Below are 17,909 nucleotides of genomic sequence, written 5' to 3' on the forward strand. Positions count from 1 at the left end.
GGGCCCCGATATGAAAGCCGTTGGTCAGAACGGCGGTTCGTCGTCCATTGGGCCGCCCCCGAAGGAGCCGGCCGCGGGAGCGCTGCCCCACGGGTCGTCGCCGCCGGAGCTCTGTCCGCCACCGCGATTACCGCCGGAGCCGCTGAAGCCCCCACCACCACCGGAGCCGCCGCCGAAACCGCCGCCACCGCCGCCGCGCGTGGTCTTGTTGACCTTGGCGGTGGCGTACCGCAGCGAGGGGCCGACCTCGTCGACCTCGAGCTCGACGACGGTGCGCTTCTCGCCCTCGCGGGTTTCGTAGGAGCGCTGCTTGAGTCGTCCGCTCACGATGACGCGGGAACCACGGGTCAGGCTCTCGGCGACGTTCTCCGCAGCTTCACGCCAGATGTTGCAGCGCAGGAAAAGCGCCTCGCCGTCTTTCCATTCGTTGGTATTACGGTCGAACACGCGGGGCGTGGAGGCGACGGTGAAATTCGCCACCGCCGCGCCCGCGGGCGTGAATCGAAGCTCGGGGTCGGCCGTCAAGTTTCCGATGACGGTGATGACCGTGTCGCCTGCCATGGTTCCTCCTGCTCTCCGGTGCAGTCCGCAGTGCACTCGCCTGTTGCGCTAGAGCCTAGAGACAGGCACCGACGGGATACGAGTGCGCAGTTGCGGGGAGGGGATTACTTCTTGTCGCGGCGCAGCACCTTGGTGCGCAGCACCGACTCGTTCAGCCCCAGCTGACGGTCGAGCTCGCTCACGGTGTCGGACTCGGCGGTCAGATCGACCACCGCGTAGATGCCCTCGCTCTGCTTGGCGATTTCGTAGGCGAGCCGGCGGCGGCCCCAGACGTCGACCTTGTCGACCTTGCCGCCCTGCTGCGAGACCACGCTCAGCATCTTGTCCAGGTTCGGACCGACGGTGCGCTCGTCCAGGCTCGGATCGAGAATGACCATCACTTCGTAATGACGCACGGGAACCCATCACCTCCTGTGGACTGGAAACGGCCACGGACGGTCCGTGGCAGGAGGGTCGTTGCGTCAGCAACCCGACAAGGCTACATGAGCGGGTGCTGAGCAGCGAAATCGATCTCTCCGGGGGAGGAATCCCGACGTCCGCCGGGTAGGCCACCTATCGTGGTCCCCATGTCGAACCGACTCGCCCGGAGCGTCGCCGTCGCGCGCCCGGACCGGGTCGCGACCGTCGCGCTGCTGCTGTGCGGGGTCACGCTGCTGCTCGCGTACGCCAACAAGGCGCGCTGTGCCGGTGGCCCGGTCACCGCCGACGGGCGCAGCGTGGTGTTCGACAAGATCAAGGACTCGAACGTCTGCTACTCCGACATCCAGTACCTGTGGCTGGGCCGCGGCATCAACGAGCACATCTTTCCCTATGTGACCGGCGGTATCACCCCGGACGGCACGCTGACCGGTGGGGCCGTGGAGTATCCGGTGCTGAGCGGGCTGCTGATGTGGCTGGGCGGGGTGGGCGCGCACGACGACGCCGCGTTCCTGTTGCACTCGGCGCTACTGCTGGCGCCGTTCGCGCTGCTGACGGCGTGGCTGCTGGGCCGGCTGTCGGGCTGGGCGGCGCTGCTGTGGTCGGCCGGGCCGCCGCTGGTGCTGTACGCCTTCCACAACTGGGAGCTGCCGGTCGTGTGTACCTCGGTGGCGGCGGTGTACGTGGTGGTCACGCTGACCCGCTACTCGCTGCGCACCCGCGGGATCATCGCGGCGGTGCTGCTCGGCCTCGGCTTCTGCCTGAAGCTGTATCCGGGAATCTTCGTGCTGCCGTTGCTGATTCACGTGCTGCTCGGCGAGGGCGAGCCGGGCCGGGCGCGACGCTACGACGTGCGCGGCGCGCTGGCGGTGCTGGGTGCGGCCGCGGCGACGGTGGTGGTGGTCAATCTGCCGTTCGCGATCGTCGGATACGACGGCTGGCGGGCGTCGATCACCTTCCAGCAGCTGCGGCAGGCCGACATCACCACGAACTCCATCTGGTACTGGGGAATTCGCCCGATGTTCGGGGACCTGCCGGGGAGCGAGGCGACGTTCCAGGACTTCGTGTCCGCGGCGTCCCCGGCGCTGGTGCTGGCCTCGTTCGGGCTGGCGCTGTGGCTGGGGCGGCGGCGCTACCTGGTGACCGGGGCCTACCCGTGGGTGGGGGTGAGCGCCGCGATGCTGTGTGGATTCCTGTTGTTCCACAAGGTGCATTCGCCGCAGTACACGCTGTGGCTGATTCCGTTCCTGATGCTGCTGGCGGTGCCGTGGCCCGCGGTGGCGGTATACCTGCTGGCCGACGCCGCCATCGGGATCGGCGTGTTCCGGTACTTCTTCGCGCTGGGCTCGGGTGAATCGGCGGACTTCGACGAGCATGTGGTGCAGTTCGGCGTGTGGGGGCGCGCGGTGCTGCTGGTGTTCTTCTATTTCGCCTTCGTGCGGGCCGAGTTTCGCGGCAGACGGGCGGCGCCGCCCCCGGTCCCCCGCTACGAGCCCGGTGAGCTGGTGCCCGCCGGGCGGTGATCAGTCCGGCGACGTGCCGCGGCGCGCGCGGAAGGCCGCGCTCTTGGCGCGGTTGCCGCACACCGTCATATCGCACCAGCGCCGGGAGCGGGCGCGGGAGGTGTCGACGTACAGGCGGGTGCAGTCCTCCCGCTCGCACTTCTTGATCCGATCGCGGTCGGGGCCGCCGAGCAGTTCGACGGCGGCGCGGGCGATGGCCGCCAGCGCGGCGTCCACATCGCCGGTGCGGACCATGGTGGCGTCGGGGTGCAGCCGCACGCCGGGCAGCGCGCCGCGGGCGGTGCGGTTGACGAGCGCGAGGTCGGCGGCGTCGAAGGGCTCGCCCCGGGTGAGCGCCAGCGCCATCCGGTAGGCCGCCTCGCGCACCGCCTTGGCCCGAGCCAGTTCGGTTGCGCCGCAGGTGGACACGGTGTCGAGGACGCCCGCGGCGACGAACCAGTCGGCCAGCGCGGCCGGGTCGGGGAGCTGGTCGCGCGCGTACGTGGTCCGCGCCCGGACGGTCCAGGTGAAATCGAGTGCCAGGTTCCCGCTGGCGAAGGCCCACATGCTCCCGATCATAACCCTCTTGACAGGTTAGTTGGGTGAAGTGCAGGGTAGTAACCATTCAAGGCGGTTACAGAGGAGGGCCCCGTGCGAAGTCGGTTCATGGAGGTGGGGGCGCCCACCGCCTTCGTTCTGATGTGGAGCAGCGCGTTCATCGTCGGCATCGTCGGTGTCGGCACCGCGCCGCCGATGCTGGTGCTGTTCGCGCGTTTCGGGCTCGCCGGAGTCGCCCTGGCGCTGTATGCCCGTGTGGCGCATGCGCGATGGCCGCGCGGCCGGCAGCTGGCGCATGCCGTCGTGGCCGGGCTGCTGATGCAGTTCGTGCAGTTCGCGGCCTTCTATTCGGCCATGGCCGACCATGTTTCGGCGGCGGTCATCTCGCTGGTGCAGGGGCTGAACCCGGTGGTGATCGCGCTGTTCGCCGCGCGGGTGCTCGGGGAGAACGTGAGCGGGCGGCAGTGGCTGGGCTTCGGGGTCGGCGGGCTGGGGGTCGGGCTCGCGGTGGTCGATCAGTCGGCGTTCTCGGTGGCAGGTCTGGTGCTGTGCGTGATCGGGCTGCTCGGGCTGAGTCTGGGCACCGTGTATCAGAAGCGGTTCACCCCGGCCATCGATTCGCGCGCATCCACCGCGATCCACGTGCTGGTGAGCATTCCCGCCGCGGGCGTCATGGCGTTGGCGCACCACGACTTCCACGTCTCCGATCCCGCCCGGTTCGGTGTCGTGCTGGCGTGGATGGTGGTGATCAACTCGATGGGCGCGTTCCTGCTGTTGAATTCGATGCTGCGGCGCTGGACCACCACGCGGGTCGGCAGGCTGTTCTTCGCGACACCCGCCGTCACCGCGCTCATGGCCTGGCTGGCGATCGATCAGCCGTTGCGCCCGTTGACGATCGCCGGACTGGCGGTGGGGGTGGTCGGCATGGTGCTGGCCTCCCGGCGCGCGCCCGCGCGGGCCACGGAGACGACGCCGAACGAGGAACGCGAAACCGTCGCCGTCCGGTGATCGGGAACGGTTACGGCGCGTCGCCGTGCGCGGCCCGGATCACCTCGTCGAGCACCTCCCGGGTTCGGTGCAGGTCCTTGATGCAGGAGTCGATCCGGGCGCGTTCGGCCGCCAGGGTTTTCGTCAGCCAGGGGGTGGCCGTGGCGCTGGGCGTGCCGTCGGCGTCGTTGATGCAGGGCAGCAGCTCGGCCACCGTGCCGCTGTGCAGGCCCGCGGCGAACATCTCCTGAATGCGGATCACCCGGTCCACGGCGGACTCCGGATACTCGCGCTGCCCGCCGGACGTGCGGGTGGCCGCCAGCAGCCCCCGGGATTCGTAATAGCGCAGCGACCGGACACTCACCCCGGTCCGTGCCGCCAGCTCGCCGATGCGCACGCTCGCTCCCTCCACCCCGCCACGATCACCGATCGTGGTCTCGCTCTTGCACCTGACACTGATGTCAGGTCCTACGGTACGCGCATGTTGCTCGCCACCGACTATCGTTCCCGCCACCTCACCCTCCCCAATCGGGTGGTGATGGCACCGATGACCCGCCTGCGTTCGCTGTCCGACGGCTCGCCCACCGCGGATGTCGCGGATTACTACGCCCAGCGGGCATCGGCGGGTCTCATTGTCACAGAGGGGATTTGGCCGCACGCCAGCGGCCAGAGCGAGGCCTGGGTGCCGGGCCTCGAGACGGCGGCGCACGTCGCGGCCTGGCGGCGGGTGACCGAGGCCGTGCACGCGGCGGGCGGCCGGATCGTCGCCCAGCTCATGCACGGCGGGCGCAAGGGCCACCCGCTGGCCCGCCTCGACGGCTCGCTGCCCGCGGGCCCGTCGGCGGTCTCCGACGGCGATGTGCTGCACCTGATCGACGGCGGTAAGGCCGAATCGCTCACCCCGCGCGCCATGACCCGCGCCGAGATCCACGCCGCCGTCGGGCATTACGCCGCCGCGGCCCGCAATGCGCTGGACGCGGGATTCGACGGCGTCGAGATCCATGCCGCCAACAGCTATCTGGTGCATCAATTCCTGGCCGACAACACCAATCTGCGCGACGACGAATACGGCGGCTCGATCGCGAACCGGATGCGTTTCGCGCTGGAGGTGACCGACGCCGTCGTCGCCGAGGTAGGTGCGCACCGCACCGGAATCCGGCTCTCGCCCGGTAATCCGCAATTCGGTATGCGCGAATCCGATCCGGCGCCGCTGTATCGCGCGCTGGTCACCGAACTGGATCGCCGGGAACTGTCGTATCTGCATCTCACCGACAACGACGACTATCCGGCGCTGGCCGATCTGCGCCCGCGCTGGCGCGGCACCCTGATCGGCAATATCGGCGAGAACCGCGACGCCACCGCGGCTCCCGCGGCCGAGGAACTGCTGCGGTCCGGGCGCGCGGATCTGGTGTCGTTCGGCCGCGCGTTCATCGCGAATCCGGATCTGGTCGACCGCATCGTGCACGGTCACCCACTGGCTCCCATTCGCGAAGATCTGCTCTACGGCCGCACCGCAGCGGGCTATTCGGACTATCCGACCTGGCAGGCCGCCGTAGCGCGTGGCAGTTCGGCGGCATGATGGCGAGCCGCTACGCTGCCCGCTTATGGCTCTGATCACATCGGAGGTGTCGGGCGAGGACGATGGTCGGATAAGCGAGCAATGGGACCGGCCGACCTGGTTGCGGCGGGTGCGGAAATTCCGCCCGGGCCCGCTGCACGCGTCTGCGCTGGTGTCCGCGGTGGTGGCGTTCAAGGCATTCCAGATGTCCTATGCGGCGCTGCACAATCTGGCGATACGCAATCTGGTCGCCCCCGAACTCGCGGCGAACGTGCCGATCGCCATCGATGGCCTGATGGTCGGGTCCGTCATCGCCACCGCCTCGTTTCGCAAGGGCGGGCTCGGCTGGTGGTACGCGACCGGGCTTTTCGTGCTGTCGACGCTGGTGTCGGTGGCGGGCAATATCGAATACGCGCGGGAGATCGGCGGCGACAAGGTGTCGGTCGCGATTTATGCCGGTATGCCGCTGTCGATGATGTTCGCGGTGCACCTGACGCTGATTCTGTGGAATCGCGGGCACCGCGGCAAGAGGCCCGCCGAGGCGGCGGCCGTCGAATTCGCGGTCGAGCCGGAGAATGGCGATACCGCCATGCCGGAAATGTTCGAGATGGCCGAATATTCCGGCGAGCGTGCGCAATACACCAACGGGCACGACCACTACGCGACGCCGGGACCGCAGCTCACCGTCCCCCGCATCGAAACCAATGGCACCAACGGCCATCGGGGCCTGATCCGGCTCGGCGAGCGCGGCTGAGGCCGCCGATGCGCGCGCACCGTCCGAGAGCAGCACGACCCACGCAGTCCGTCACGCTCGAACCCATCCATGGAGTGGACAGATGTCGCCAACCGTTGCGCAGCACCACGATGTGAAGCAGTTCCGGGAACTGGCGGGACGCCTGGCGTCCCTGATGCAGTCCCCCGACCGGGCCGGATCGCTGAACCAGTTCGTCGAGGCGGTCGCCAGCCCGGACATGTTCACCGACATGCTGATCGCCTACGCCGGACGCTGGTTCAACGAGACCGGCGGGCAGTCGGTGCTGGTCGATCCGGAGCTGTTCTGGTCGCTGTCGGCCCCCGAGGTCCGCGCCACGGGCGGCCCGATCGCGGAGCTGGCGGCCTGTGCCGAGAGCTCCTGCGTGGCCGGTGAGCGCTGCCGGAAGATGCTGCTGGTCTGCCTGCTCGAGACCTTCGCGCAGAATCAGTGGCCGCTCGGCGTCACCGGCGAACAGCGCATGACCATCAACGGCATCTCCTGATCACCGCCAGCGGGCCAGCAGGCGATTCGCCTCGACGGTCAGCGCGCGCTGCAGGAACGGCCCGAAACTGACTCGCGCGACGCCCGATTCGGCGAGCGCGGCCTTCTCGCCCTGCTCCGGCAGCGCGATGGCGTTGACCGGCAGCGGCAGTTCCGCGCACAGGCGGCGCAGGGTCTCGGGATCGTGGTGGCCGACCGGGTACAGCACGTCGGCGCCCGCCTGCGCGGCCAGCCGCAGCCGGGCGACCGCGCGCTCGAAACGGTCGGCCTCGTCGCCGATCCGGCGCAGGAACAGGTCGGTGCGCGCGTTCACCACCACGTGCACCCCGGCGGCGTCGGCCGCCCGGCGCAGCTCGCCGACGAGGTCGGCATGCTCGTGCGGCTCGCGCAGCCGCCCGCCCTCGCTGTGCACGGTGTCCTCGATATTGAGGCCGATCGCACCGGCGGACAGCAGGCCCTCGACGATCCGGTCGGCCTTCTCCGCATACCCGGACTCGATGTCGACCGATACCGGAATGTCCACGGCGGCGGTGATTTCGCGGACGCGGGCCATCGACTCGGCGAAGGTCATGCCCTCGGCGTCGGCCTTGCCGAGGGATTCGGCCAGCGGATGGCTGCCCACGGTGAGCGCCGCGAATCCGGCCTCCTGCGCCACGCGCGCGGACCACGCGTCCCACACGGTCGGCAGGATCGCCGGATCGCCGGGGCGGTGTAGCTCGAGGAATGCGGTGGCCTTCGCGCTCAGCGTCGTCATGATCCGATCCTCGCGCACGAAACCGCCACCGCGCCAGGGTGTTATCGCGGGACCGGCGCGACGTGCGGTCGCAGGAAGGCGGGCAACCACGGCAGCAGCGGATCCACCGCGCCGTCCAGCACGCCGCCCACCGGGTCGTCGACGCCGTCGCGGCGCACCGGATCCTCGGCGGGCCGATAGATCTCCCGGACGATCAGCGCGCACAGCCCGATCACCGCGAGATCGCGCAGCACGACCGCGCCGGTGAACCACTGCTCCGGCACGCCCTTGCGGTCGATGCCCAGGTAGTAGTACATCCGCGGGAACCACACCAGCGCGTCGATCGTCATCCACGCCAACAGGATTCGCCGATGCGGCAGCGCCAGCACCGCCAGCGGCACCAGCCACAGCGAGTACTGCGGGCTCCACACCTTGTTGGTCAGCAGGAACGCGGCCACCACCAGGAACGCCAGCTGCGCCACCCGCGGCCGCCGCGGCGCGGTCAGGCCGAGGTAGCCGATGGCGGCGCAGGCAACCACGAACAGCAGCAGCGACACCGCGTTCAGCACGGTCGGGGTGGCCGAGGGCGCGAGCGGGCCGTCGAAGCCCTGCCAGCCGGTGAACGAGGTGATCACGTTGTAGATCGAGTCGGGGTCGGCGTGGCGTTCGGTGTTGAGCCGGAAGAACTCTCGCCAGCCGTCGGGGAACGGCAGCGCGATCGGCAGATTCACCACCAGCCAGGTCACCGCGGCCGCGGCCACCGCGACCCCGGCCGCGCGCAGCGGCCGCACGTGCGTGCCGTCCAGGTACTCGCGGATCGCCCCCCGGTATCCGGTGTCGCTGTGCCGCAACAGTTCCCGCAGCGAGGGCAGCCGGTGCCGGCTGTCGGCGCGCAGGCACAGCACCACGATCGGGCCGAGCAGCAGCAGCGGATACAGCTTCGCCGCGCCGCCGAGCCCGAGCAGCACACCGGCCAGCACCGGGCGCCGCCGCGACCAGGCCAGCAGGCCGGTGGCCGCGAAAGCCGTTGCGAGAGCGTCGAAATTGGTGAACGCGTGCACCAGCACCAGCGGCGACAGCGCCACCAGCGCGGCATCCCAGACCCGCCGCCCGGACAGCATCGCCGACGCCCAGACGGTCACCAGCCAGGCCAGGGCCAGGCCGACCACGACGACGTTGAAGTAGACCACCACCGGCAGCGCCTTGGGCAGCGGCAGCAGGTCCCAGGCATTGGCGACCTCCATCGACACGTACTGGTACAGGCCCGACAGCACCGGATACTCCATGTACCGGGTCTTCGGCCTGCCGGAATCGAATTCGGTCCAGGACTTCTTGTAGGGGAACGCGCCCTCGTTCAGCCGCTCGGCGCCGTAGAGCGGCACGGTGTCCGAGTAGCACATGGCCACGTACTGGCGGCCGTTGTTCCAGTCCAGGGACAGATGGCCGTCGGCGCCCGCGGTCTGCTGGATGCAGCCCGCCTTGCCGAACCAGCCCAGCGCCAGGAACACCACCGCGAACGCGAGCAGCACCCGCAGCGGGGTCCAGAAGCGAGCCCGACCGATCAGGGCGTGATCGCCCACCGGTCCGCCCGCGACGGTGCACGCCTGGGCGGCCAGCGAATCGGTGCGACTGGGCTTGTCGCGCCGATCCGCCGACCGCAGGTCGGATGCGAGCTCCGCCGGGGAGGCGGTCGGCGCCAGTTGATCCTCGATCACGGCACCCGAGGCTACCGCCCCCGGCCTCCGGAGTACGGGCTCGCGGTGCCGCTCGGATACGCACCGCCGCGCGAATACGGGTCCGTACCACCGGAATCGGTGGTCGTCGGCGAGGATCCGTCGGCCGGTGCGACCGGCTGACCGGGCAGCGGACCGGTGCCCGAATCCTCGGGCTGGGACCGCTGCTGACGCTGCGGCGGTGACTGCGGATTCGGCGCCAGGCCCGGCACCGGGATCCGGACGCCCGGCAGCACCTCGACCTCCGTCGGGCGCACCACCACCGGCGGCTGATACTGCTCGGCCGTGGTCGACGGCGGGGTGTAGGCGGCGGTCCAGGACGGCACACCGGCCTGGCCGGCGATCGGCTCCGGCTTCGGGAAGTCCTCATTGGTGGTGCCCTTGAGGGCGGTGTCCATGGTGGACTTCCAGATGTCCGCGGGCAGGCCCGAACCGTAGATGGGCGAGCCGCTGGCATTGATCAGCCGCTCGGTGCCGGTCTCGGTGCCGACCCAGACCGCGGTCGACAGCGAGGGGGTGAAACCGACCATCCAGGCGTCCCGGTTGCCGTTGGCGTCACCGCCGTCGCCGAGCTGGGCGGTGCCGGTCTTGCTGGCCGACAGGCGACCCCCGGCGAGCCCGTGGTTGCGCGAGGACTGCGCGATCGGCTTCATCGCGTCGATCAGGTTGCTGGTGACCGCGCCGGACACCCGCTGCTCACCGGCGACCGTGCCGCGGTCGAGCAGGACCTGGTGGTCGGCGGTCTCGACCTTCTGCACGAAGTGCGGCTTGTGGTACATGCCGTTGTTCGCGATGGTCGCGTAGGCCGAGGCCATGTACAGCGGCGGGACCGGGTACGCGCCCAGCACGATGCCGGTGTTCGGGCCGCCGTCCTTCTCGGTCAGCGACTTGCCGTCCTGGCCCGGGATCTGGTCCGGGATGCCCATCCGATGCGCCATGTCGGCGATCTTCTGCGGGCCGGTGGACTCGCCCATGTCCAGCTCCATGCGATAGAAGCTGGTGTTCAGCGACAGCTTGAGGGCCTGGGCGATGGTGCACACGCCGCACGCCTCGCCCTCGACGTTGGTGATCTTGATGCCGCGATAGTCCAGCGGCGCACTGTCGTACATGGTGGACAGCGGCTTGCCCCGCTCCAGGTTGGCCGCCAGGGCGAACACCTTGAACGACGAACCGGGCATGACGCCGGGGGCGTTGGCGAAGTCGAAGCCGACGCCGTTGTCACCGCCGTAGTACGCCTTGACCGCACCGGTGCGCGGATCCACCGACACCACCGCGGAGCGCAGATTGTCCGGCTCGCCCTTCATGTTCTTCTGGGCGGCGTCGACGGCGGCCTGCTGCGCCTTCGGATCGATGGTGGTGGTGATCTGCAGGCCCTCGGTGTTGATCTGGGTGTCGGAGATGCCCGCGGCGGCCAGCTCCCGCATCACCTGCTGCTTGATCAGGCCCTCCGGGCCCGAGCCCGAGGAGCTCTGATCGGCCGCGCTGGACGGAAGAACCTTGGGGTACACCATCTTCGCGCGATCGGCGGCCGGCAGCGCGCCCATGTCGACCATGCCGTTGAGCACGTAGTTCCAGCGCTGCTCCGCACCCTTCGGATTGTTCTCCGGGTCCAGGCCGTAGGGCTGGTTGATGGTGGCGGCCAGCATGGCGCCCTCCTCGACGGTCAGGTCCTGAACCTTCTTGCCGAAGTAGGCGTGCGAGGCGGCGTCGATGCCGAACGTGCCGCGGCCGAACGGAATCGTGTTCAGATAGGCGGTGAGGATGTCGTCCTTGCTCCACTCCCGCGCCATCTTCGCCGAGATCACCAGCTCGCGCACCTTGCGCGACAGCGAGTGCTGATTACCGACCATCGAGTTCTTCACGTACTGCTGGGTAATGGTCGAACCACCGCCGGCGGTTTCCTTACCCATCGCGTTGTCGCGGATCGCGCGCGCGAAGCCGGAGATCGAGAAGCCCGGGTTGGTGTAGAACGAGCGATCCTCGGCCGCGATGACGGCATTGCGCACGTGCACCGGAATGTCGTTGATCGTCACGTCCGTCCGATTGCCCTGCGGCGGAACGATCTTGCCGATGACCGAGTTGCCGTCGGCGGCGAAGATGGTCGCGACCTGTTTGGTTTTGAGATCGCCCGGCTGGGGTACCGACACGGTGGAGTAGGCGACCAGGAAGGCCGCGCTGGGCAGCAGGAAGCCCAGTGCCACCAGGATGTACAAGACGCGACGCACGGTCCTCCACCGAGATCTCTTCTGCGCGGCGGGCCGACGGCCACCCGGACCGCCCGGGCCCCCGCTGCCGCCACCGCGGCGCGGCGGCGGGCCCGGCGGCACCGCGCCGCTGGTGGCGCGGCGGCCGCCGGTGTTGGTGCCCTCGCCCGCCGGACGCGGACGGGTGGGGGCGGGAATCTTCTGCGTGGCCTGCGCGCCGTTCGGCGCCCCCGGACCGGGACGCTGCGGCGGGCCGGGTCGGCGCGGCGGCTGGCCGCCGGGACCGCGCGGCGGCTGCGGCCCGCGCGGGTCGCCGCCCGGCGGTATCGGGCCGCGCTGCGGAGGTCGGCCGCCCGGCGTCGGGGCCGGGCCCGCACCCGGCCGCAGCGGTGGCATCGGCCGTGCTCCCGGCGGTGGTCCGGCCGGACGCGGCGGCGGGTAGCCGCCGGGCCCTGATTGCGCGCCGCGCGGGCGGCCGCGGTTCGGTCCATCGTCGTAGGGCGAAGTCACAGCCTGGATCTCCATAACTCGAAACGGTCCGGGTAGCACGGTGCGGTCGTCGTGGACCGCGCGGGCACTCGTGTGCTCCGCATCTCAGTCGACGGTCGCCATCATTCGGCGGCGGTCCGGCGAGTGCCGGCCCGCCGACGCGTGGGCGCCGGGGTGTGGCCGAGCACGTAGGACTGCACCAGATGATTCCAGCTGCAGGTCCGGCACACCTCGACGACGTGCACCGAGAACTCCTCGCGGGTCTCGGCCAGCCGGAGCAGCTCCTCGGGGGTGCGGGCCGAGCCCGCGATCGGCCCCAGCCCGTCGCCGTAGACCCACGATACGAGGGTGAGCTGCTCTTTCCTGCAGATGGGGCATGTGACCTCGCTCCCCCGCCCATGGAACTTGGCCGCCCGCAGCAGATAGGGGTTCGCATCGCACACCTCGGCGACATCCACCCGGCCGGCATAGACGTCAGCCAGCAGCGACCGGCGCCGAAGCGCATAGTCCACTACCTGCCGCTGAATTCGCACGAGAACCAGAGTAGCGGTGCCCACCGACCCCCGCTGCCGCTGTCTTCCACCGGCTGACACCGCCCGACCGCTCGGTAAATGGCCGATGTGTGGGCAACACCTATCGTGGACTATATCGCTCCGATATAGTGGGTCGTCGTATCACCCGTGTTTCCACGGAGAACAGGCAGGAGGTGAGGTCCGGTGCTCGAACTGGCGATCCTCGGGCTGCTCCTGGAGTCGCCCATGCACGGCTACGAGCTGCGCAAGCGGCTGACCGGGCTGCTGGGGCCGTTCCGGGCCTTCTCCTACGGGTCGCTGTACCCGACGCTGCGGCGCATGCAGGCCGATGGCCTCATTGCCGAGGAGGGGCCGCTGGGCCCTGCCACGCGGCGGGCACGGCGGGTCTACCAGTTGACCGAGACCGGGCGGGAGCGATTCGGCGAGCTGCTCGCCGACACCGGCCCGCAGAACTACACCGACGACGGCTTCGGAGTGCACCTCGCCTTCTTCAGCCGCACGCCCGCCGAGGCGCGGATGCGGATCCTCGAGGGCAGACGGCGGCAGGTCGAGGAGCGCCGAGAAGGCTTGCGGGAGGCGATCAAACGGGCCAGCGGAACCCTGGACCGCTACACCCGCCAGCTCCACCAGCTCGGTCTCGAATCAAGCGAGCGCGAAGTGCGCTGGCTCAACGAGTTGATTGCCGCGGAGCAATCACTGCAGGCGGCACCACAGAAAGAGGGAAATATCGGCCATGAGTGATGTCAACACGGCTGAGCACGCCACCGAGATTCGCGTGGCCATCGTGGGCGTGGGCAACTGCGCCTCCTCGCTGGTCCAGGGCGTGCAGTACTACCGGGACGCGGACGAGACGGCGACCGTGCCGGGCCTGATGCATGTGAAGTTCGGCCCCTACCACGTGCGCGACGTGAAATTCGTCGCCGCGTTCGACGTCGACGCCAAGAAGGTCGGATTCGACCTGTCCGACGCGATCTTCGCCAGCGAGAACAACACCATCAAGATCTCCGACGTGCCGCCCAGCGGCATCTCGGTACTCCGCGGCCCGACCCTCGACGGCATCGGCAAGTACTACGCCGAAACCATCGAACTGTCCGACGCCCAGGCCGTCGACGTGGTCCAGGCGCTGAAGGACGCGAAGGCCGACGTGCTGGTGTCCTACCTGCCGGTCGGCTCCGAGGAGGCCGACAAGTTCTACGCCCAGTGCGCCATCGACGCGGGCGTCGCCTTCGTCAACGCGCTGCCGGTATTCATCGCCTCCGACCCCGAATGGGCGAAGAAGTTCACCGACGCGGGCGTCCCGATCGTCGGCGACGACATCAAGAGCCAGGTCGGCGCCACCATCACCCACCGCGTGATGGCCAAACTGTTCGAAGACCGCGGCGTACAGCTCGACCGCACCATGCAGCTCAACGTCGGCGGCAACATGGACTTCCTGAACATGCTCGAGCGTGAGCGCCTGGAATCGAAGAAGATCTCCAAGACCCAGGCCGTCACCAGCAACATCAAAAAGGAGCTCGGCGCCAAGGACGTGCACATCGGCCCGTCCGACCACGTCGGCTGGCTCGACGACCGCAAGTGGGCCTACGTGCGCCTCGAGGGTCGCGCCTTCGGCGACGTGCCCCTGAACCTGGAATACAAACTCGAGGTCTGGGACTCACCCAACTCCGCGGGCATCATCATCGACGCCATCCGCGCCGCCAAGATCGCCAAGGACCGCGGCCTCGGCGGGCCGATCCTGCCCGCCTCCGCCTATCTGATGAAGTCGCCGCCCAAGCAGATGGCCGACGACGTCGCTCGCACCGAACTCGAGGCATTCATCATCGGAGCGGAGTAGTACGCGCCCGCGAAGAGGGCGGCATCGCAATCCGATTGCGGTGCCGCCCTTTGCTTTTGGTGCGAGGTCCCGGCCAAAAGCATGCCGGGACCCAAGAGCTACGGCTGCGTTTTGATTCCGGCATGCTTTTGGCCGGAATCTAATCCAGCGACACGTACACCTCGACCGACGTCGGCCCCGTATACCGCTCGATCTCCGCGGTGTGTGAGCGGGTGATGGTGCCCGCGGTCTCGGCCTTGGCGACCTTCGCCCATGCGGTGCGCAGCAGGTCGTAGGGCTTGTCGGAGACCACGAACTTGGCGTAGCGGCCCGCCGGGATGCGGGTGAGCACGTCGCCGACGTCGAGGTCGGCCAGGTCGGTCAGCTCGTAGCCCAGCACCGCGACCGCGTGATCGTTCTGGCCGATGTAGGCGGCGGTGCGCGCCACGTTCTTCTCCCGGGCCAGGTAGCGATCCCAGGTGAAGTTCACCAGGTCCAGGTCGCGGGCGGTCACCTCGCGTCCGGCCAGCGGGACGGTGAGCCCGCCGATCAGGCTCTCGTCCAATGTGACAATCTCGAAGTCCACGGTTGCGCCCCTACCTGTCGCCCTCGCCGATCGTGCCCTCCTCCTTCAGGGAGACGAACACCTCGACCGTCTTCGAATCCGGATAGTGCTCGAAATCGCCGGTGTAGGCGCGCACCAGCGCACCCGCCGCCTCCAGATCCCACACCGCCCGCCAGACCGACACAATGGTGTCGCCCAGGTTGTCGCCGCTGCGGATGAACCGCGCGTATCGGCCGCCCGGCACCCGGGCCAGCACGTCGCCGGGCAGCAACTCGGCCAGGCTCTCGCAGCGATAGCCGACGATATGGGTCAGATACGAACCGATCTCCGGCGCATGGTCCACGTACGCGGTCGCCGGTGGTCCCGGCAGGCTGCGCGCGAGGTTGCGCTTCCACGCCTCCTCCACCTTCAACCGGCGCGGTCCCTCGACCGCCAGAGCCGGGCTTCGTAGCACCGTTCCCGCCACCAGCGTCTCGTGGCGTTCAACGACATTGAAATCCACCGGTGTCGCCCCTATGTCTCGTGCTGTGTGGAATCCGTCCCTCACCTATCGCACATCCTCCCGCACATCCTGCCACCGCCGTCGCGCATCGCCCACGGGACCGTGCGACCCACCGAGTTCTCGGGCTGGTTCCACCCTATCGGCGCGGGTTCGGCGATGGCCGCAGAACGCGGATTCGTTTCGTCACAGGCAGGGGTCGCGGGCCGGAACGGCCGGTCGGACTAGCCGGGAACCGGAATGCTCAGCCCGGGAAAGATCTCCACCTGCTTCGGTTCGGGCGGCGCGGGCGGGATGATGATCACCGGGTTCGGGGCCGCGCTCGTCGGCGGCGCGAGCACGTCGAACGGGCCGCCGCCGCCCTGCTGCGCCGGTGCCGGACTCGCGCCGAACGGCCCGGTGCCCGCGGCGGGTTCCGGCGCGGCGAACTGCTCGACCGGGGTTCCGGCCAGGGCGCCGTCCATGGTCCGCTTCCAGATGTCGGCGGGCAGGCCCGCGCCGTAGACGGGGGCGCCGCGGGCGGTCCGAATCGGTTGCGACTGTTCGGTTCCCACCCACACCGCCGTCGACAGCGACGGGGTGAAACCGATCATCCAGGCGTCCTTGTTGTCGCCGGTGTCGCCGAGCTGGGTGGTGCCGGTCTTGGCGGCCGACGGCCGCCCGGCCAGCGCGTGCCCGTTGGAGTACGCCGCGATCGGCTGCATGGCCCCGGTGGTGGTGTCGGCGACCGCGCGCGGAATGCGTTGCTGCGCGGGCAGTCCGCCCTTGTCGGCCACGCCGCGGTCGAGCAGCACCCGGCCGTCGCCGGTGACCACGCGCTGCACGAAGTACGGCTGGTGGTAGACCCCGCCCGCGGCGATGGTGGCGTAGGCCGAGGCCATATCGATCGGGCGCACCGAGTACACGCCGAGCACGATCGACGGCTGCGGCGCGGCGCCGTTGTCGGTCAACGACTTTCCGGGCACGCCGGGAATCTGGTCCGGGATTCCGGCCCGGTGCGCGGCGTCGGCGATGGTCTGCGGCCCGATGGCCTGGGAGAGCCGGTAGAAGCTGGTGTTCAGGGAGCGCTTGAAAGCCTCGGCGAGCGAACAGGTTCCGCACGACTCGCCCTCGACATTGGTGACCTTCACCCCGTTCACCGTCAGCGGCGAGCTGTCCAGCTGATACGACATGGTGATGCCCTGCTGCAGCGCGGCCAGCACCGCGAAGGTCTTGAACGCCGAGCCGGTCTGCAGCGGCGCCTGCGCGTCATCGAAGCCGACGCCGTCCTCGCCGCCGTAGTAGGCGCGCACCGCGCCCGAGCGCGGATCGATCGACACCACCGCGCTGCGCAGCTCGGTCGGCTGGCCGTCGAGGGTCTGGTGCACGGCGTCGAGCGCGGCCTGCTGGGCGCGCGGGTCGATGGTCGTGACGATCTGCAGCGCACCGGTATTGATCTCCTCCTCGCTCACCCCGGCGGCGCGCAGCTCGCGCAGCACCTGCGTGCGGATCAGGCCCGCGGGGCCGTGCGCGGCGTCGTCGGTGAGCGCGGCGACCGGCACGATGGGCGGGAACTGTGCCGCGGCCCGGTCCGCCGGGGACAGCGTGTGCATGGTGACCATGCCGTCGAGCACGTAGTTCCAGCGCGCCCGCAGCTGGTCGAGGTGGGTCTCCGGATCGAGGATGGACGGCGTGCGCACCACCGCGGCCAGCACCGCGCTCTCGGCCAACGTCAGCTGCGGCACCGGCTTGTCGAAGTACGCCTTGGCCGCCGCCGCGATGCCGTACGCGCCGCGGCCGTAGTAGATGGTGTTCAGGTAGGCGGCGAGGATGTCGTCCTTGCTCCACTGCCGCGCCATCTTCGCGGAGATGATCAGCTCGCGCATCTTGCGCGACAGGGTGCGCTCGGAGCTGAGGAAGGCGTTCTTCACGTACTGCTGGGTAATGGTGGAGCCGCCGCCCGCGTCCTCCCGGCCCAGCAGGTTGTCGCGGGCCGCGCGCAGGAACGCGGGGGCGGAGTAGCCCGGGTTGGTGTAGAAGTTGCGGTCCTCGGCCGAGAGGATGGCGTCGCGCATGGCCTGCGGCACGTCCGACAGCGGCACCGGGGTCCGGTTGCCTTCCGGCGGAACCACTTTCGCCAGCACGGTGGTGCCGTCGGAGGCGGTGACGGTGGCGATCTGATTGGCCTGCACCGATCCCGGCGCGGGAATCTCGGCGCTCCAGTAGGCCAGCACGAACAGCAGCGACGGAAGCACGACGAAGATCAGGAACAGCGCCAGCAGCAGCCGCCGGACGCGCTGGCCGCGGGTGCGCGGCGGACGCGGCTGCTCGGGTTCGGATTTCGGCGGTTTGGCGCGGCGATGCGGGCGGCCCGAGGGCCGGGGTGCGGTGTCCGGCAGCTCGTTCCAACCGGCCAGCGTGGCGTACGACGCGGGTGCGGGGCCACCGTGTCGCCCGTGCTTCCGATTCGAGCCCACGCCGTCCTCCCGGAGGTGTTCGGTGAAGCTGAAGTTGGACTACCGC

At 69.6% G+C, this 17,909-nt stretch carries 18 protein-coding genes; 7 read left to right on the top strand and 11 right to left on the bottom strand.

The window, feature by feature from the left end; genetic code table 11:
- Nucleotides 1-24 precede the first annotated feature (24 nt).
- Both HPY32_RS19725 and rpsF read right to left on the bottom strand, forming a co-directional pair.
- Nucleotides 25-561: a single-stranded DNA-binding protein gene (locus tag HPY32_RS19725; RefSeq protein ID WP_067579152.1), complete on the bottom strand. Its 537-nt coding sequence runs from the start codon at nucleotides 559-561 to the stop codon at nucleotides 25-27.
- Nucleotides 562-665: 104 nt separating this feature from the next.
- Nucleotides 666-956: a 30S ribosomal protein S6 gene (rpsF, locus tag HPY32_RS19730; RefSeq protein WP_067579150.1), complete on the bottom strand. Its 291-nt coding sequence runs from the start codon at nucleotides 954-956 to the stop codon at nucleotides 666-668.
- 171 nt (nucleotides 957-1,127) lie between these two features.
- Here rpsF and HPY32_RS19735 point away from each other — a divergent pair, with 171 nt between their 5' ends.
- Complete coding sequence (locus HPY32_RS19735) at nucleotides 1,128-2,501, top strand: glycosyltransferase 87 family protein (RefSeq protein ID WP_067579148.1); 1,374 nt, start codon at nucleotides 1,128-1,130, stop codon at nucleotides 2,499-2,501.
- Here the strand turns inward: HPY32_RS19735 and HPY32_RS19740 are convergent, their stop codons facing one another.
- The gene (locus HPY32_RS19740) at nucleotides 2,502-3,047 is read right to left on the bottom strand and encodes a CGNR zinc finger domain-containing protein (protein ID WP_067579146.1); all 546 of its coding nucleotides are present in this window, start codon (nucleotides 3,045-3,047) and stop codon (nucleotides 2,502-2,504) included.
- A gap of 84 nt (nucleotides 3,048-3,131) precedes the next feature.
- Here HPY32_RS19740 and HPY32_RS19745 point away from each other — a divergent pair, with 84 nt between their 5' ends.
- On the top strand, nucleotides 3,132-4,046 hold the full coding sequence (locus HPY32_RS19745; protein ID WP_231951355.1) for a DMT family transporter: 915 nt from the start codon (nucleotides 3,132-3,134) through the stop codon (nucleotides 4,044-4,046).
- 10 nt (nucleotides 4,047-4,056) lie between these two features.
- Here the strand turns inward: HPY32_RS19745 and HPY32_RS19750 are convergent, their stop codons facing one another.
- Nucleotides 4,057-4,422, bottom strand: a complete 366-nt coding sequence (locus HPY32_RS19750; protein ID WP_067584691.1) for a MerR family transcriptional regulator — start codon at nucleotides 4,420-4,422, stop codon at nucleotides 4,057-4,059.
- Between the two features lie 84 nt (nucleotides 4,423-4,506).
- Between HPY32_RS19750 and HPY32_RS19755 the strand changes: the two genes are divergently transcribed.
- The 3 genes from HPY32_RS19755 to HPY32_RS19765 all read left to right on the top strand — a co-directional run bounded on the left by HPY32_RS19755 (nucleotide 4,507) and on the right by HPY32_RS19765 (nucleotide 6,839).
- On the top strand, nucleotides 4,507-5,604 hold the full coding sequence (locus HPY32_RS19755) for an alkene reductase (RefSeq protein ID WP_067579142.1): 1,098 nt from the start codon (nucleotides 4,507-4,509) through the stop codon (nucleotides 5,602-5,604).
- Nucleotides 5,605-5,629: 25 nt separating this feature from the next.
- The gene (locus tag HPY32_RS19760; protein ID WP_067579141.1) at nucleotides 5,630-6,337 is read left to right on the top strand and encodes a DUF2637 domain-containing protein; all 708 of its coding nucleotides are present in this window, start codon (nucleotides 5,630-5,632) and stop codon (nucleotides 6,335-6,337) included.
- 82 nt (nucleotides 6,338-6,419) lie between these two features.
- Entirely contained in the window at nucleotides 6,420-6,839 is a 420-nt protein-coding gene (locus HPY32_RS19765) for a hypothetical protein (RefSeq protein WP_067579139.1), read from the top strand.
- Here the strand turns inward: HPY32_RS19765 and HPY32_RS19770 are convergent, their stop codons facing one another.
- The 4 genes from HPY32_RS19770 to HPY32_RS19785 all read right to left on the bottom strand — a co-directional run bounded on the left by HPY32_RS19770 (nucleotide 6,840) and on the right by HPY32_RS19785 (nucleotide 12,530).
- A complete protein-coding gene (locus tag HPY32_RS19770; protein ID WP_171982993.1) occupies nucleotides 6,840-7,595 on the bottom strand; it encodes an isocitrate lyase/PEP mutase family protein in 756 nt (251 codons plus the stop codon). It abuts the gene before it with no gap.
- Between the two features lie 38 nt (nucleotides 7,596-7,633).
- On the bottom strand, nucleotides 7,634-9,286 hold the full coding sequence (locus tag HPY32_RS19775; RefSeq protein WP_067579135.1) for a glycosyltransferase family 87 protein: 1,653 nt from the start codon (nucleotides 9,284-9,286) through the stop codon (nucleotides 7,634-7,636).
- Between the two features lie 11 nt (nucleotides 9,287-9,297).
- On the bottom strand, nucleotides 9,298-11,904 hold the full coding sequence (locus HPY32_RS19780) for a transglycosylase domain-containing protein (protein WP_082870664.1): 2,607 nt from the start codon (nucleotides 11,902-11,904) through the stop codon (nucleotides 9,298-9,300).
- Between the two features lie 215 nt (nucleotides 11,905-12,119).
- Complete coding sequence (locus HPY32_RS19785; RefSeq protein WP_171982938.1) at nucleotides 12,120-12,530, bottom strand: DUF5318 domain-containing protein; 411 nt, start codon at nucleotides 12,528-12,530, stop codon at nucleotides 12,120-12,122.
- Nucleotides 12,531-12,713: 183 nt separating this feature from the next.
- Between HPY32_RS19785 and HPY32_RS19790 the strand changes: the two genes are divergently transcribed.
- The gene (locus tag HPY32_RS19790) at nucleotides 12,714-13,271 is read left to right on the top strand and encodes a PadR family transcriptional regulator (protein WP_067579131.1); all 558 of its coding nucleotides are present in this window, start codon (nucleotides 12,714-12,716) and stop codon (nucleotides 13,269-13,271) included.
- A complete protein-coding gene (locus HPY32_RS19795; RefSeq protein ID WP_067579129.1) occupies nucleotides 13,264-14,364 on the top strand; it encodes an inositol-3-phosphate synthase in 1,101 nt (366 codons plus the stop codon). The genes HPY32_RS19790 and HPY32_RS19795 overlap by 8 nt, the downstream gene beginning before the upstream one ends.
- A 139-nt stretch (nucleotides 14,365-14,503) precedes the next feature.
- Here HPY32_RS19795 and HPY32_RS19800 read toward each other — a convergent pair whose 3' ends face one another.
- The 3 genes from HPY32_RS19800 to HPY32_RS19810 form a co-directional block, all read right to left on the bottom strand.
- Nucleotides 14,504-14,929 (bottom strand): GyrI-like domain-containing protein, encoded by a 426-nt coding sequence (locus tag HPY32_RS19800; RefSeq protein WP_067579127.1) that lies wholly within the window; start codon nucleotides 14,927-14,929, stop codon nucleotides 14,504-14,506.
- 10 nt (nucleotides 14,930-14,939) lie between these two features.
- Nucleotides 14,940-15,410, bottom strand: coding sequence for a GyrI-like domain-containing protein (locus HPY32_RS19805; protein ID WP_067579125.1), 471 nt, complete (start codon nucleotides 15,408-15,410; stop codon nucleotides 14,940-14,942).
- 221 nt (nucleotides 15,411-15,631) lie between these two features.
- Entirely contained in the window at nucleotides 15,632-17,863 is a 2,232-nt protein-coding gene (locus tag HPY32_RS19810) for a transglycosylase domain-containing protein (protein ID WP_067579123.1), read from the bottom strand.
- Nucleotides 17,864-17,909: the final 46 nt, after the last annotated feature.

Source organism: Nocardia terpenica (genome assembly GCF_013186535.1).
GTDB classification, from domain to species: domain Bacteria; phylum Actinomycetota; class Actinomycetes; order Mycobacteriales; family Mycobacteriaceae; genus Nocardia; species Nocardia terpenica.

Bases quoted from the DNA above. Each gene is read 5' to 3' on its own strand.
- HPY32_RS19725 (WP_067579152.1), bottom strand. From the start codon at position 561: ATGGCAGGCGACACGGTCATCACCGTCATCGGAAACTTGACGGCCGAC.
- HPY32_RS19765 (WP_067579139.1), top strand. From the start codon at position 6,420: ATGTCGCCAACCGTTGCGCAGCACCACGATGTGAAGCAGTTCCGGGAA.
- HPY32_RS19780 (WP_082870664.1), bottom strand. From the start codon at position 11,904: ATGCCACCGCTGCGGCCGGGTGCGGGCCCGGCCCCGACGCCGGGCGGC.
- HPY32_RS19740 (WP_067579146.1), bottom strand. From the start codon at position 3,047: ATGTGGGCCTTCGCCAGCGGGAACCTGGCACTCGATTTCACCTGGACC.
- HPY32_RS19735 (WP_067579148.1), top strand. From the start codon at position 1,128: ATGTCGAACCGACTCGCCCGGAGCGTCGCCGTCGCGCGCCCGGACCGG.
- HPY32_RS19760 (WP_067579141.1), top strand. From the start codon at position 5,630: ATGGCTCTGATCACATCGGAGGTGTCGGGCGAGGACGATGGTCGGATA.
- HPY32_RS19795 (WP_067579129.1), top strand. From the start codon at position 13,264: ATGAGTGATGTCAACACGGCTGAGCACGCCACCGAGATTCGCGTGGCC.
- HPY32_RS19755 (WP_067579142.1), top strand. From the start codon at position 4,507: ATGTTGCTCGCCACCGACTATCGTTCCCGCCACCTCACCCTCCCCAAT.